At 39.9% G+C, this 14,814-nt stretch carries 9 protein-coding genes and 1 CRISPR repeat array; of the genes, 7 read left to right on the top strand and 2 right to left on the bottom strand.

Annotated elements, in window-relative coordinates; all coding sequences use genetic code 11:
* Nucleotides 1-101: 101 nt before the first annotated feature.
* The 4 genes from prmA to FJR05_RS06240 all read left to right on the top strand — a co-directional run bounded on the left by prmA (nucleotide 102) and on the right by FJR05_RS06240 (nucleotide 6,545).
* Nucleotides 102-1,022 carry a 50S ribosomal protein L11 methyltransferase gene (prmA, locus tag FJR05_RS06255; RefSeq protein WP_168643322.1) on the top strand — a complete coding sequence of 307 codons (921 nt, stop codon included), beginning with the start codon at nucleotides 102-104 and terminating at the stop codon, nucleotides 1,020-1,022.
* Nucleotides 1,023-1,081: 59 nt separating this feature from the next.
* The gene (locus FJR05_RS06250) at nucleotides 1,082-2,509 is read left to right on the top strand and encodes an NAD(P)/FAD-dependent oxidoreductase (protein ID WP_168643321.1); all 1,428 of its coding nucleotides are present in this window, start codon (nucleotides 1,082-1,084) and stop codon (nucleotides 2,507-2,509) included.
* Nucleotides 2,510-2,538: 29 nt separating this feature from the next.
* Nucleotides 2,539-3,594, top strand: coding sequence for an agmatinase family protein (locus FJR05_RS06245; RefSeq protein WP_168643320.1), 1,056 nt, complete (start codon nucleotides 2,539-2,541; stop codon nucleotides 3,592-3,594).
* A gap of 485 nt (nucleotides 3,595-4,079) precedes the next feature.
* Nucleotides 4,080-6,545: a hypothetical protein gene (locus FJR05_RS06240; protein ID WP_371416832.1), complete on the top strand. Its 2,466-nt coding sequence runs from the start codon at nucleotides 4,080-4,082 to the stop codon at nucleotides 6,543-6,545.
* A 17-nt stretch (nucleotides 6,546-6,562) separates the two neighbouring features.
* Here the strand turns inward: FJR05_RS06240 and FJR05_RS06235 are convergent, their stop codons facing one another.
* The gene (locus FJR05_RS06235) at nucleotides 6,563-6,766 is read right to left on the bottom strand and encodes a hypothetical protein (protein ID WP_254446774.1); all 204 of its coding nucleotides are present in this window, start codon (nucleotides 6,764-6,766) and stop codon (nucleotides 6,563-6,565) included.
* 274 nt (nucleotides 6,767-7,040) lie between these two features.
* Between FJR05_RS06235 and thrC the strand changes: the two genes are divergently transcribed.
* The gene (gene thrC / locus FJR05_RS06230; RefSeq protein WP_096666846.1) at nucleotides 7,041-8,135 is read left to right on the top strand and encodes a threonine synthase; all 1,095 of its coding nucleotides are present in this window, start codon (nucleotides 7,041-7,043) and stop codon (nucleotides 8,133-8,135) included.
* Between the two features lie 363 nt (nucleotides 8,136-8,498).
* A CRISPR array of direct repeats spans nucleotides 8,499-9,853; the repeat unit is 37 nt; unit sequence GTTTCAGTCCCCTTGCGGGGATTATGCAAATTGAAAC.
* 268 nt (nucleotides 9,854-10,121) lie between these two features.
* Here thrC and FJR05_RS06225 read toward each other — a convergent pair.
* Nucleotides 10,122-10,568 carry a DUF6636 domain-containing protein gene (locus FJR05_RS06225; RefSeq protein WP_168643319.1) on the bottom strand — a complete coding sequence of 149 codons (447 nt, stop codon included), beginning with the start codon at nucleotides 10,566-10,568 and terminating at the stop codon, nucleotides 10,122-10,124.
* Between the two features lie 601 nt (nucleotides 10,569-11,169).
* Between FJR05_RS06225 and FJR05_RS27175 the strand changes: the two genes are divergently transcribed.
* A complete protein-coding gene (locus FJR05_RS27175) occupies nucleotides 11,170-13,182 on the top strand; it encodes a formylglycine-generating enzyme family protein (RefSeq protein ID WP_168643318.1) in 2,013 nt (670 codons plus the stop codon).
* A 188-nt stretch (nucleotides 13,183-13,370) separates the two neighbouring features.
* Entirely contained in the window at nucleotides 13,371-14,738 is a 1,368-nt protein-coding gene (locus FJR05_RS06215; RefSeq protein ID WP_168643317.1) for a histidine phosphatase family protein, read from the top strand.
* Nucleotides 14,739-14,814 lie beyond the last annotated feature (76 nt).

Genomic DNA, 14,814 nt, shown 5'->3' with positions numbered 1-14,814 from the left:
ATACAAATCATCTTAATCACAAAAATCATCGTTTATTTTACACCATTACCAATCACCAATCACCAATCACCAATTACCCATTACCAATAATCTAAAATTCTATGGCAAATACCTGGTGGGAATTAAATATTTTATCTGAACCAGATTTAGAAGAAACTATATTTTGGCGGTTAGAAAATTTTGGCTGTCGTGGTACAGCAGTAGAAATTAAGGGTAATATCTCTTTTGTTAAGGCTTATTTACCCACCTTTAAAGTACAACTGCTAGATTTGGCTGCTTTATCGCTCTGGCTGCGTCAAGATGCCCTGTGTGTAGGACTCACCGCACCTTTGTTGAATTGGGGCTTAATTGATGAGGAAGACTGGTCTAGTAGCTGGAAACAACACTGGCAACCGGAAGAAATAGGCGATCGCTTTCTCATTAATCCCGCTTGGCTACCGTTACCTGAATCCCTAGACAGATTGGTAATTCGTCTTGATCCAGGCGTAGCCTTTGGTACAGGTAATCATGCCACCACTCAACTCTGTTTAGAATCCCTAGAAATGCGCTTCGGTGAAATTCCCCCATCTTTCCTAGACACAGAAGAACCAAAAAAACCTTTAATCATTGCCGATATCGGTTGTGGTTCAGGTATTCTAGGGGTTGGGGCAATATTATTAGGTGCTGGTAAAGTCTATGCTGTTGATAACGATCCTTTAGCCGTAAAATCTACTTTTAGTAATCGCACTCTTAATGAAATTCGTCCAGATTCTTTAATCCCCCTTGAGGGTAGTGTAGACACGGTACGGAAAGTAATTGATCAACCTGTAGACGGGATTGTTTGCAATATTTTAGCAGATGTAATTATCGAATTACTCCCAGAAATGACCGCCATTACCAAACCTAGCACTTGGGGTATATTCAGTGGTATTTTATTAGAACAATCCAAAGCCGTTGCTGATGCTTTAGAACAAAATGGTTGGATTGTAGCTACTCTCTGGAAAAGAAAAGAATGGTGTTGTTTAAATACCCGTCGTTCTTAATCATATTCACAAAAAAGCCTATATCAAGTTTTAACAATCATTTCACAATCCTCAATCTTATGGTATTAGATTATCAACATACATTGAACCCTCAAGAAATCTATGATGTAGTTATAGTTGGTGCTGGGCCAATTGGTTTAGCCACAGCTATTGGTTTATACAAACGCGGTATCGAAAATATATTAGTCATTGATCAAACTCGTGCCTTTCGGCAAATTGGCAGAGGATTGGATCTTCTCCCTAATGGCTTAAAAGCACTCAAATCTTTAGATATTAATGCCTATACAGCCGTAACCCAACCCACATTATCTAATCAGCAAAATTCCCCCACAACTTCTTCAGCATGGTCTGTTAAAAATCTCCAAGGACAATTAATTCGGTCAATCCCCCTCAGTTTTGATTACTGGTTTCAAAAATATGGTGAAGGTCGAGTTTCCATCGCTTGGTATGAATTACAAACCATCCTCAGAAATCTTCTCCCCCCAGAACTAGTAAAACCTAATCATCGCTGTATTCATGTCATAGATGAGCCACAACTTAACTGTGTACGGATAGATTGCACCTCTGATACCAGCATTGCAGCTAATCCCTATGCTAATTGGGAAGAAAATCAAACCTCTGAGGAAAATTCACAACCAAATCTAGATAATATTTCTCCTACATTAGCCACAACATCTTTCCGCGCTAAATTAATTATTGGTGCCGATGGAATTAACTCTAAAGTTCGACAAATAATTTACCAAAATACTCCTAATACAGCTTTTGCTAAACCTAAATACTCTGGATTTGCAGCCATATCTTGTCGCGGCATAACTGACATTCCCCAGGAAATACAAACAGAAATAGAATCCAATTTTTTAAAAAATTCAGCAGTTGTCACCATCAACAATGATCAAACATCTGTAAATCCTGATTGTTATGATAATGTGAGGATGATTTTATTTTGCAGAAATGGTCAATTTGCATATATTCTCCATTTACCTGTACCTCTAGAATCCTTACAAACAAAAACCGAGACTGAGTTACTAAATTTAGCTCGACAAGAAATAGAAAAAGCTGGTTTTCCTGATTCCCTCAAACAATTAGTCAGTCTCTCTCCTCCTGCCAATATGGAGCAGCGTCCTTACTACATTCATCCTGTTATTAATAAATTTAACGACACCACCATTCAACCAACCTGGCATCAACAGCGAGTTGTCTTAATTGGTGATGCTGCTCATGGAATGCCCCCTTTCATGGCTCAAGGAGCAAATCAAGGCTTAGAAGACGCATTCACAATTGCCAACCTCATCGCTAAAATTGCAAAAAATAATGATTGGGACAATCTACAAGTTATAGCTGAATCTTTTGCAAACTACGAACATTTGCGTCGGCCATTTATGGAATATATCCAATCAGCAACATTAACCGGATTTCCTAACTCATCACCTCAACAATGGCAAGATTATAACCAAAAAGTCTATACTCGTAATTTTATAGATTCGTAATTTACTTTTCTCCAACACCTACTTAATCAATGAATAACCTACTACAACAATACAATCCCAACAGCGTAGCCGAAAAAAATGGCAACTTCATGGGATTACCATTTAATTACGACTCAGCCAATTTAATTATCTTCCCTATACCTTGGGAAGTCACCGTTTCCTATCGTGCCGGAACGGCCAACGGTCCACAGCAAATTTTAGATGCCTCATTGCAAATAGATTTATTTGATTTTGATCATCCTGATGGTTGGAAGCAGGGAATATTTATGGTAGAAATTCCCCAGGAAATGATCGAAAAAAATAACTATTATCGTCAACAAGCAGCCATAATTATTGAACGTCAAGCCCAAGGTAAATGCCTGACAGATTCACCAGATTTAACTCCTGTTCTAGAAGCAATTAACCAAGCTGGGGAACAGGTAAATCATTGGTTATTTACCCAATCGCAAGCAGCAATGAATCAAGGTAAACGAGTTGCTGTCATTGGTGGTGATCACAGTTCACCATTAGGTTATTTTCAAGCTTTAGCTAATCAATATGATAATTGGGGAATTTTACATATTGATGCCCATGCAGACCTACGTAATGCCTATGAGGAATTTGAATTTTCTCATGCGTCCATTATGTTTAACGCCATAAAAATACCGCAAATTTCTAAATTGGTGCAAGTAGGTGTCCGAGATATTTGCCATGATGAAGTTCAAATAATTAATCAGTCAAATAATCGCATTATTGGTTATTATGATTCAGTAATTAAACAACAACTATATTCTGGTAAGACTTGGTTGGATTTATGTCGAGAAATTATCAATCATTTACCAGAAAAAGTTTATATTAGCTGCGACATTGATGGTTTAGACCCCAAACTTTGTCCCAATACAGGTACTCCTGTCCCCGGAGGACTGGAATTAGAACAAGTTTATTGTCTATTCCGCGAACTGGTAAATAGTGGTAGAGAAATTATTGGTTTTGATGTTTGTGAAGTTGGTGATGCTGAATGGGATGGTAATGTCGGTGCGCGAACAGTTTATAAGTTAGCCAACTTATTAGATTTATCTCAGAAAGAGGTAATAGGTAATAGGTAATAGAAGTAATAATAAAATAACTTTCCTATTACAACTGACCAATGACCAATGACCAATGACCAACGACCAATGACCAATGACCAATGACCAATGACCAATGACCAATGACCAATGATTTCCTATCAGGTTTTATGACATTTGCATACATACTATAGGAAGATGCTGAAAATAGATCATATAGGTTAAATTGATTCGGGATGTTGTTATGCACTGGATTTAAGTCAAGGTTTGGTTGACAACCAAACCTTTTTTATTGACCCTTTTGTCCCAGTTGATGATTTGATCAAAAATATACCTATTCAACAAACAAGATCCCTGACTTCTTTGAGAAGTCAGGGATCTTCAGCAAGTCGGGGATTTTAGTGAAGTTTTAAGTTTTACCCTAGTACACTGGCGAAATTGCACTAAGTTTGTCAGAATTTATCATGGATGATTTTCAGGACTTACGCAACTGGCACATTGGTAGGGTGCGTCAGACTGCATAAATGCTACAAATAAACAAATTGTTGATATCTGACGCACCCTACAACAGATGTTTAGACACTTGCGTAAGTCCTAATTTTGAACAACATCAAACTACCAGTGCTAGTCATAGTCAGATGATCAATAAACCCCGCAAACGCAGACCAAAAGCTGCTGGGCTGAATCAGCCTCCTCAAGGTATTACGAAAAAGAATGTTAAAAAATTACCCAAACGTTCCCAACGTTATAGTTGGTTATGGTCTACGTTGGCAATGGGTCTGTTGTTAAGCAGCACTGGTGTAATTATTGGTGTTGGTTGGATTAGTGTGCTATTTATTTTAAATCCTGCCCAGATTAGCTGGGTGAATGATTTTTTACCAAAATGGGCAAAAATATCTACGGGTAAACGAGAACTACCGGAAACACTTACAGCTATTGAACTTGGTTTAACTCAAAAACAACGTCTATTTGGCGAAATTATGCCTTTAGATGGTAAGTCAGAGGCATCTTTTTTATTACCAATTTTCCAAAAACGCAAGAATTGTCGATCTCATTGTCAAGAATTGGTAGAACTGAGAATTTATAAACTTTCCCAGGATTTGGAATATAAATTTCAGTCAGAAAAATACTACTATTTAATTACCAAATTACCTGTTATTGGTCTATCAAAAAGTTTTATAGAATCCTCTTCAGGTGCAACTATTTCTGAATCAGACAATCAAGAAACAAAGATCCGTTTACCTCTAACTAAGGTAAAAGCTTTTGCAGATCCTCAACTGTTTCCAGGATTTTGGTTTTATTTGCGGGGTGAACACAAAAATAACGATGATAATATTACCTATGGTCAAATTGTCTATTACAATCCTCCTCTAAAAAGTTTACAAAAAATGTTATCTTGGAAAACCCGCAATGGACAGTTACCTAAATGGCAACAGATAACGGGTAATGATTCCAAAGAATTAATTATTAATCAAACGATAAATGTAGAACCAAATTTGCAAGTTTATCAAGTTAAACCGAGTAAGTTAGTGGCTAATTCTATTTATTTGGAAGCAATTAATTTCCAAAAACCTGCCGTTGATGAATTTGCTTTTCAACAGTCTCTGTTATTAGCTAGAAATGGACTTTGGACTCCTGCTTTTACATGGTTGAAATCTTTAGAAAAACAGCGTAAGCAGCCTTTTTCAGCGGCAGCACGGGCGCAAATAGATGTGATCCGGTTACATTCGGAATTTACAAGAATGCAAGCTGAGAAAAATTGGGCAAGTCCTCATCAACAAGTTACAGCAGATATTATTGATGGTCGTTGGGAAAAGGCTTTGCAGGTATTGGAAAATTCCCCTAATAATGGTCAAGACATTACTAATTTATTACAAACTGATAGGGGGAGGATTTGGAATCGGTCTGCGGTAGCGTTGCGACTTAATCCTAATCGTCGTGCAGTTTTAGCTTGGGTAGCGTTAATTTTTAAGGTGCAACGGGGGGAAGAAAGAGCTAATGATTGGTTGCAAGCACAACCGAATATTAATGGGGAAACACTTAACTATATTCAAGATATTTTAACTAAGCTTGATGATGATAAAATCAATGCCCATAAAAGTCGAATTATCGGCACTGTGAAACAAGTTAGTCGTATTAATGAGGAGGATTGGTTGCCAATATCTCTGCAAACTGATTTGAAAATTACTAATAATCAAGTTTGGTATCAGGTGGATGTTAGTGCTTTTCATGATGGTACAAGTTGGTTACGTTATCCGTTTGCTAATTTTGACCAACTGGAAAATCAACCTCGAAAATTTTGGCGTAAACTTTTGGGGATTAGTTCTGACCCCAGTATGCAGGTTATTGTCTGGAAACCTAATGGAGAACAGGAGGTTTCTCAAACTACGATTAAGGCTGTACAAGTGAGGGGGCAGGGTTTACGGTTGTTAATGTTGGGTTCTGCGTTGCCTGAGAGTCAGGTTGATGGTTTCCAACCTCGACCGTTAGCTCTGACTGTGGATGCGTTAACATGGGTACAACCGTCTCCGGTAACTGTGAAGGATTTATATCCACAAAAACCTCAGTTGGTAGAGTCTGTGCTGCCGGTTGTATGGCGAAAATTACAACAGTCGGGTGATCTAACTGCTGGTGTGATTCCTGATGTTCAGGAAATGCGGGAAAAAATGGCTGATTGGCCTGTTCAATTGGCTGATTTGACGAATGATCAACAGGAGGAGATTGTGCTGACTATTTCTGATGATGCGATCGCTGCTTTAAATCAGTTGGATGGTAATAATTCTAAACCGGCAGATAGTCAAAAACGCCCCCGGACTCTGATCTTGTCGGCGGATAGTAATGTTATTTATAGTGATTTTGCCCGCGCAAACCAGCAAACGCTAATAGCGATCGCTCAACTTACCGATGATCAATCTCTAGCGTTACTGGTAGAAAATAGGCAGGGATATAGTTTGAAACGTTGGTCACAAACTAATCAGCGATTTAAGTAGTTACCACAACTGGTAATTTACTCTTCGTCGCTGGGAGCTTCCACTTGTTCGCTTTTGAGATTTTGCAATTGCTCTAAAAGGGAATCCACCTCTGCTTGCAAGTTAATAAATTTAACTTGCTGATCGTCTCGATAGTACGCCTTCGTTAACTTCTTGACCAAGTTAGCGTGGGATTCACATTCGGAAACACTGGATGACATAGTAGACATAGTTGTTGGCATTAGAAATTTAACTCACACCATTTGTAGATAGTATAATATACTTATCTTAATCTTTGTTAAGACATTATATAGTTTTTATCACAAAGATATCCGGTAAGTGAAAAACAAGCGTGGCTTTAGCCCTGAGAGGGAAGCGACATGGGTGGTTAAAACCGCCTTGAATATTTTTTCATTATTACGGTGTTCCGCAACTAACATATAGACTTGAAAAGTGGGATACTTATCCAAAAGCATTCCCAATTGCAAATCCTTAAATTAAGAAATTTTTAATCCTGTGACTTTGAGCCTGTCTGCTGCTAAATCTCATTGCCAACCGTGGCCAGGGCTGATAGAAGCCTATCGTCAATACTTGCCTGTCAGCGAAAAAACCCCGGTGGTGACTTTGCTAGAGGGTAACACGCCTTTGATTCCCGTGCCAGCGATCGCCGAACGTATTGGCAGACAGGTGAAGGTGTATGTTAAATATGATGGACTTAACCCCACTGGTAGCTTCAAAGACCGGGGGATGACAATGGCAATTTCTAAAGCAGCAGAAGCAGGTGCTAAGGCTGTGATTTGTGCCAGCACTGGTAATACTTCTGCCGCTGCCGCTGCCTATGCTAGACGGGGGGGAATGAAACCCTTTGTGCTGATTCCCGATGGCTATGTGGCTTTAGGTAAGTTGGCACAGGCGCTACTGTATGGCGCGGAGGTATTAGCTATTAAGGGCAATTTTGACCGCGCTTTGGAAATTGTCCGGGAAGTGGCAGATAGTTATCCCATTACCTTGGTAAATTCCGTCAATCCCTACCGCTTAGAAGGGCAAAAAACCGGGGCTTTTGAAGTTGTTGATGCCTTGGGTGATGCCCCCGATTGGTTATGTATTCCGGTGGGGAATGCGGGGAATATCACAGCATATTGGATGGGTTTTTGTCAATATCATCAAGATGGTAAATGCGATCGCTTACCGAAAATGATGGGTTTTCAAGCCGCTGGCGCTGCACCTTTGGTAAATGGTCAACCGGTAGCACATCCTGAAACCATCGCCACAGCCATTAGAATTGGTAATCCCGCCAGTTGGGATAAAGCCATTGCGGCGCAAACAGCTAGTCAGGGAAGATTCCGGTCGGTTACAGATGAGGAAATTCTCGACGCTTACCGACTTTTAGCATCATCGGAAGGGATTTTCTGTGAACCGGCTAGTGCGGCTTCTGTAGCTGGTTTGTTACAGGTGAAGGACGAAGTTCCCACGGGGGCAACGGTGGTTTGTGTCTTAACTGGTAATGGTTTGAAAGATCCAGATACGGCTATTAAACACAGTCATGCTCAATTCAAACAGGGCATTGATGCTGATATTAAGGCTGTGGCAGCGGCCATGGGATTTGAGTAGGTAGTTCTAGATCAAGGGTGATTTTAGGCGATATTTCATCTATTTTAACCCCTTTAGCAGCGAAACCTGCCAGGGAATAAATTCCCTGTCTAAAAGCTAAAGTGCGTTAAAACGCACTCTGGTTATACTCAATACAGCTTAATTATTTGATTTAAGCGAGGGTTTAGCAGTGCTAAACCCCTACAAATCAAGGTTTTTCGTGATTTTACAAAAGTCCATGCCCTAAGCGTTTTGAGTATAATTCAAAATCAAAAATTATCCTATTTATGCCAAAACAGTCGGTTTTAACCGACTTTAGCTTTTAGACAGGGAATTTATTCCCTGGCTGGCTGGTGGACTTGAAGGGACATCAATTTACGTTAAGTTTTAGTCCCCTTGCGGGGATTATGCAAATTGAAACAAATCCTATTTCTCGATTTAGATGGTACAGTTCGGAAGTTTCAGTCCCCTTGCGGGGATTATGCAAATTGAAACTCATGCGACGCTGCATAATTCTTGATATTCACAATTAACGTTTCAGTCCCCTTGCGGGGATTATGCAAATTGAAACAAATATTTTTTTATTCTAGGGGTTGACAAATCCTTGTTTCAGTCCCCTTGCGGGGATTATGCAAATTGAAACTAGCAAGAATGGAAGAAGTGGTAGACCACTGCTTAAAGTTTCAGTCCCCTTACGGGGATTATGCAAATTGAAACATCACAAATGGCGTTGGGTGTTTGGGATGTTAGCGTTTCAGTCCCCTTGCGGGGATTATGCAAATTGAAACCAAAGTTACCTATTATCATTTAGGGGCTTTATTAAGTGTTTCAGTCCCCTTGCGGGGATTATGCAAATTGAAACCGTCGTTATTAATTATGACGTTGTTATCACATCACCCAGGTTTCAGTCCCCTTGCGGGGATTATGCAAATTGAAACAGATTGAGTTAGATGGTGATGGATGCAGATGGGGCGTTTCAGTCCCCTTGCGGGGATTATGCAAATTGAAACACAAAGAGCCAGTTTACATGACCCGCGCCCCAAGATGTTTCAGTCCCCTTGCGGGGATTATGCAAATTGAAACTTGTGAGAAAGTTTAGTATTTTCTCCTTAGAATAGTTTCAGTCCCCTTGCGGGGATTATGCAAATTGAAACCTAGAAGGAATTTTAATTTATAAACTTTTGGAAGAAAATGTTTCAGTCCCCTTGCGGGGATTATGCAAATTGAAACTTGATTACGGCGTTCCACTTGAAGGGACGATGGAGTTTCAGTCCCCTTGCGGGGATTATGCAAATTGAAACTACGCTTAACGCCTGTCTCAAAATCCGATAACCTTAGTTTCAGTCCCCTTGCGGGGATTATGCAAATTGAAACGCTAGTCCAGCAGCTAATCCAGCAAAAATTACATTGTTTCAGTCCCCTTGCGGGGATTATGCAAATTGAAACGAGGAGCAGCACAGGCTGTCACTGGGGAATTACGTTTCAGTCCCCTTGCGGGGATTATGCAAATTGAAACATCATTTGCATCAAGGTTCTGTGATTCGATATTATTGTTTCAGTCCCCTTGCGGGGATTATGCAAATTGAAACTGGGTCTGGATTTGGAATAGTAATAGGAGTACCAGTGGGGTTTCAGTCCCCTTGCGGGGATTATGCAAATTGAAACCGAATCCCAAGAAGGTTCTTGGTGTTGATTTTATCGTGTTTCAGTCCCCTTGCGGGGATTATGCAAATTGAAACCCCGCCCTCTGAAACATAGTCTGAGAACAGACTATAGACGGGATTTTGGCGGACCTCATTTAAAACCTCATTTCAGGCTTCGGGTCAACAGCCAAATTGAACTGATGAAGTGCTGAAAGTATTTAATTATCAAGGTTCTGGCGATTTGGCGGACCCCCAGGGTTTTTGACCCCGCTCTAGGTTTGCCAAAAATCGGGCTAATGTGTTCATCATATAATAATTGCTTTTTTCTGTCTACGTAAAAAATAGTTAGCCATACAAAACTTAACTAAGGCTGAGAAAGTCCGAAAACACGCCATTTTTCCCGACTGAGAAAAAAGCCAATCCCATTTTTATTAGTACAAGTTAAACCAGTTTTTTGGGAAACACACTTAAAACCGCCATGATTCCAAGTCTGTCCATAGGCTAAAACAGTTTTATTCTTATCAGCGATAGTATCAGTAATACACAAAATCTCCGGTCTAGCATCAGCAGGTAACAAAAAACCCCTTCCCCAATCAAACCCGCAATATCCAGAATAAGGTTGAGACGGTTTGGGTTTCAGTGAAGAATTGATTTCACATCTTAAACTGTTTATTTCCCCCGGCATTAGCTCACAAAACATATTACCACTAGGGGACTGAAAACCCTTTGGTGCAGCAATACTCACCTGTGGCAAGATTGTTACTATGCTGGTAACGATAAAGATAATTGGTTTAATCAATTGTTTGTACATAATTTGCTTGATAATACTTGAAACGATAATCAATACTGTAGCCAAAATAAGAGTCTTGATAATTTTTGGCAAAACTGGCAAAAATAAGCATACATAAGCGTCTCCATAAAAATGTAGTTGGTCATCTGAAACCCTTATCTTGCTGTTAATACGTTAAAAAAACCTAGTGGGAAACCTTAAAGGACTTTTTAGGACTGATTATTGTTGCCAAGCCTCAGATAATTGGGAGTTAATGGTTAAAGCATCATCATCTCACCCTCGTAAATTGGCTACAGTATTGGTTAATGATTAATTTTGTATTTTAAATATCATTGTTTCTTCCATGCGAAATATTAGTAAAACTTTACTCAAGTCACTACTGTAATTAATAAATCGAGTTCTGACTGACAAATTTACTGTGCAGTTTTAGTCATGCGGCTACAGTAGATGTCTTTGATCCTGTCTCTAACATACCTCTAAGATACAAAGCTATCGCTTGACAATTAAGACAGTCGCTACAGAAAATGGATAAGGTATTGAGATATACAAGGCATTCTTCGTCCTTTTGCCGAAGTGGCAGCTAGTATCTTAAGGGATTTATTTAGGAGATAATTATATTGCGATGGCACAACAATTGAAGAAATCAGATGAGGAGATACTTGCAGAAGTAATGGCAGTCACGCTGTCATCTTTTGAGTTTAAAGTAAAAGAAATTTCGCTAAAAGATGAGCAGACAGAAAAGTTACAACCCTTTAATTTTGAAGTAGTAACTGTTGACGCTCATGGGCAATTTGTTAACAGAGAAACACAACAAGCATTTTCTTTTGTAGAGTTGTTAGTTGAAGGAATAGAAAATTATTCAGGCAATGATAAGCAAATAGAACAACAGCAGCAGTTATTTTACTTATCAAACGAGAAAAATAATTTATCAGAAGAAAAAAAGAGCCTACAGAATAATTTGATATATGTAAATTCTCCTGCTGAACAGGCTAAATTGCAGCAAAACTTTGAACTACCACTGCAACAAACACAATTAAGATTCATAGGACTAGAAATGGTGGCAATTCCTCGTGGTACTTTCATCATGGGTTCGCCACCAGAAGAATTGAAACGCCAAAAGGATGAAAGTCCCCAGCATTCTGTCACAGTGCGACCCTTCTTTATGGGTAAATATCAAATAACGCAAGCACAATGGCGATTTGTAGCTCAGTTACCCCAAGTAACCCGTGAGCTAAAACCAGATCCATCTAGATTTAAGGGTGATAATCGCCCTGTAGAGTCTGTTTCCTGGAAAGATACAGTTGAGTTTTGCGATCGCCTCTCAAATCATACTAAAAGACAATATCGTTTACCCAGTGAAGCTGAATGGGAATATGCCTGTCGAGCGGGGACAACCACGCCATTTCACTTTGGAGAGACGATTACAACGGATTTAGCTAACTATCATGGTGACTACACTTATGGCGATGGGATTAAAGGAATTAATCAAAAAGAAACAACAGAAGTAGACAGTTTTGGACTGGCTAATAATTTTGGATTATATGATATGCACGGCAACGTTCGAGAGTGGTGTCAAGATGTTTGGCATAGTAACTATAAAGGTGCGCGGACAGAGGGTAGCGCATGGTTAAGCGATAAACACGAAAAAGGTCTTAATAGCAGAGTGCTACGCGGTGGTTCGTGGTACGACTATCCTGGAAATTGCCGTTCTGCTTCTCGCTGCAAGATCCACTTCGACTACCCCCTCGATATTATTGGTTTTCGGGTTGTATGTAGTGGTACGGCCAGGACTAAAATTATTATTCATGAGTATGAAAAAACAGCACAGTATTTTATTGAAGATTTAGGTAATGGTATTCCATTAGAAATGGTGATGATTCCAGGTGGCACTTTTATGATGGGTTCACCACAAATAGAGAAAGGTAGCAGAAAATATGAATATTCCCAGCACCAAGTTACCATCAAAGCCTTTTGTCTGGGTAAGTATCAAGTCACACAAGCACAATGGAGGGCTGTAGCTGCATTTCCACAAGTGAACCATAAGCTAAAACCAGATCCGTCTAGATTTAAGGGTGATAATCGCCCTGTAGAACCTGTTTCTTGGGAAGATGCGGTTGAGTTTTGCGATCGCCTCTCAAATCATACTAAAAGACAATATCGTTTACCCAGTGAAGCTGAATGGGAATATGCCTGTCGAGCGGGGACAACCACGCCATTTCATTTTGGAGAGACGATTACAACGGATTTAGCAAATTATCGGGGTACAGATAATGAAGAATATAATATATGGTCAGGTTCTGATGACGATAGACCAAAGGCAGTTTATAGAAAAGAAACAACAGAAGTAGGCAGCTTTGGAATAGCTAATAACTTTGGATTATACGATATGCACGGCAATGTATACGAATGGTGTCAAGACCATTGGCATGATAACTATGAAGGTGCGCCAACAGATGCAAGTGCATGGCTATATGATGAAGAAAACAATAGGGAAAGATTGGTGCGGGGTGGTTCGTGGCGCAACGGTCCTATTCTTTGCCGTTCTGCTTATCGCGACGGCGAGAACCCGAAACCTGACAACACCTACAACGCTATTGGTTTTCGGGTTGTTTGTGGTGGTGCGCCGAGGACTTAGTAGCACTATGCGCCTTTGCCCCAATCCTAGCATTCATGCCTACTCACTTAGCTTAGTTAGAAGCAATGCTAAGATTATTTCTAGAAGCTCAAGGAAAACCTTTACCACATTGCATTTCTCTGAACTCTTGTGACTTACTGGGACATTTTGCAGTAAAATTATTCCTTTGATATAAAGGAAGACAAAAAATGACCCGTGTGATCATTGTGCGTCATGGTCAAAGTACCTACAATATAGAAAAACGTATTCAAGGGCGGACTGATGCCTCATCATTAACCGCAAAAGGTGAAAATGATGCCAGTCAAACAGGTAAAGCCCTCAGTAGTATTTCCTTTCAAGCTATTTATAGTAGTCCCCTTCAGCGAGCAAAATCAACAGCCGAAATTATCCGCAGTCAATTAGCTACACAATCTTCCGTCATTCAAATTGATGAACAGTTGGTAGAAGTTGATTTACCCTTATGGGTAGGAATGACCACAAGTCAAGTCCAAGAAAAGTTTACTGAAGATTACCGCACCTGGAAAGAACGTCCCCAGGAGTTTCGCATGGTTTTAGATGAACCTTCAGGAACTAGAGAACATTTCGGCTCCGCTCAATACGAGCATTTCCCAGTTCTGGCTTTATACGCCCAAGCCAAGGAATTTTGGCAAGAGATTCTCCCCCAACACCAAGGCGAAACTATCCTGATTGTGGGTCATAATGGCATCAATCGCGCCTTAATTAGCACAGCTTTGGGAATTTCTCCCAGTCGTTACCATTGCTTACAACAATCTAACTGCGGCATTAGTATCTTGAATTTTAGCGGTGGTTTAGGTGAACCCGTGCAGTTAGAATCCATGAATCAAACGCAACATTTGGGAGAAACTTTCCCTTCTCTGCGTCCTGGTCATAAAGGTGTAAGATTATTATTAGTCCGTCATGGCGAAACCGAATGGAATCGTCAAGGCAAATTTCAAGGACAAATTGATATTCCCCTTAATGATAATGGTAGAAACCAAGCCGCAAAAGCCGCAGAATTTCTCAAAGACGTAAATATTGATTTTGCTGTTAGCAGCACTATGTCCCGTCCCAAGGAAACAGCGGAAATTATCTTAAAATATCATACCAATTTGAAATTAGAACTATTTGCTGGTTTAAGAGAAATTAGTCACGGACTTTGGGAAGGCAAATTTGAATCAGAAATTGAGCAAGAATTTCCAGGAGAATTAGAAAGTTGGCGCACAATTCCTGCTAATGTGCAAATGCCAGAAGGGGAAAATTTATCACAGGTAAAGGAACGCAGTGTTGCTGATTGGAATACTATAGTCGAAAATGCCCAAAATCAGCAATTACAACTAGGATTAGTAGTTGCCCATGATGCCACTAATAAGACCTTATTATGCCATATTCTGGGTTTATCTAACGAAAATTTCTGGAACTTCCGTCAAGGTAATGGTGCTGTGAGTGTGATTGATTATCCTGATGGTATTCAAGGTTATCCGGTTCTGCAAGCGATGAATATTACTGGGCATTTAAGTAATAGTGTTCTCGATAAAACTGCGGCTGGTGCATTGTAATTGAGGAAGGGGGAAATAATAGCAAGAGGGCGGGGAGACCCCGCCCCTACGGGTTTTATAATTAATTGTTAAATAA

Source organism: Dolichospermum sp. UHCC 0259 (genome assembly GCF_009711935.1).
Taxonomy (GTDB): Bacteria; Cyanobacteriota; Cyanobacteriia; order Cyanobacteriales; family Nostocaceae; genus Dolichospermum.
The sequence above is the reverse complement of the archived record's forward strand: the minus strand, read 5'-3'. Positions and strand labels throughout refer to the sequence as shown.

Coding starts and splice junctions, on each gene's coding strand:
- prmA (WP_168643322.1), top strand. CDS start 102: ATGGCAAATACCTGGTGGGAATTAAATATTTTATCTGAACCAGATTTA.
- FJR05_RS06235 (WP_254446774.1), bottom strand. CDS start 6,766: ATGCCAACAACTATGTCTACTATGTCATCCAGTGTTTCCGAATGTGAA.
- FJR05_RS06240 (WP_371416832.1), top strand. CDS start 4,080: ATGCTACAAATAAACAAATTGTTGATATCTGACGCACCCTACAACAGA.
- FJR05_RS06215 (WP_168643317.1), top strand. CDS start 13,371: ATGACCCGTGTGATCATTGTGCGTCATGGTCAAAGTACCTACAATATA.
- FJR05_RS06245 (WP_168643320.1), top strand. CDS start 2,539: ATGAATAACCTACTACAACAATACAATCCCAACAGCGTAGCCGAAAAA.
- FJR05_RS27175 (WP_168643318.1), top strand. CDS start 11,170: ATGGCACAACAATTGAAGAAATCAGATGAGGAGATACTTGCAGAAGTA.
- FJR05_RS06225 (WP_168643319.1), bottom strand. CDS start 10,568: ATGTACAAACAATTGATTAAACCAATTATCTTTATCGTTACCAGCATA.
- FJR05_RS06250 (WP_168643321.1), top strand. CDS start 1,082: ATGGTATTAGATTATCAACATACATTGAACCCTCAAGAAATCTATGAT.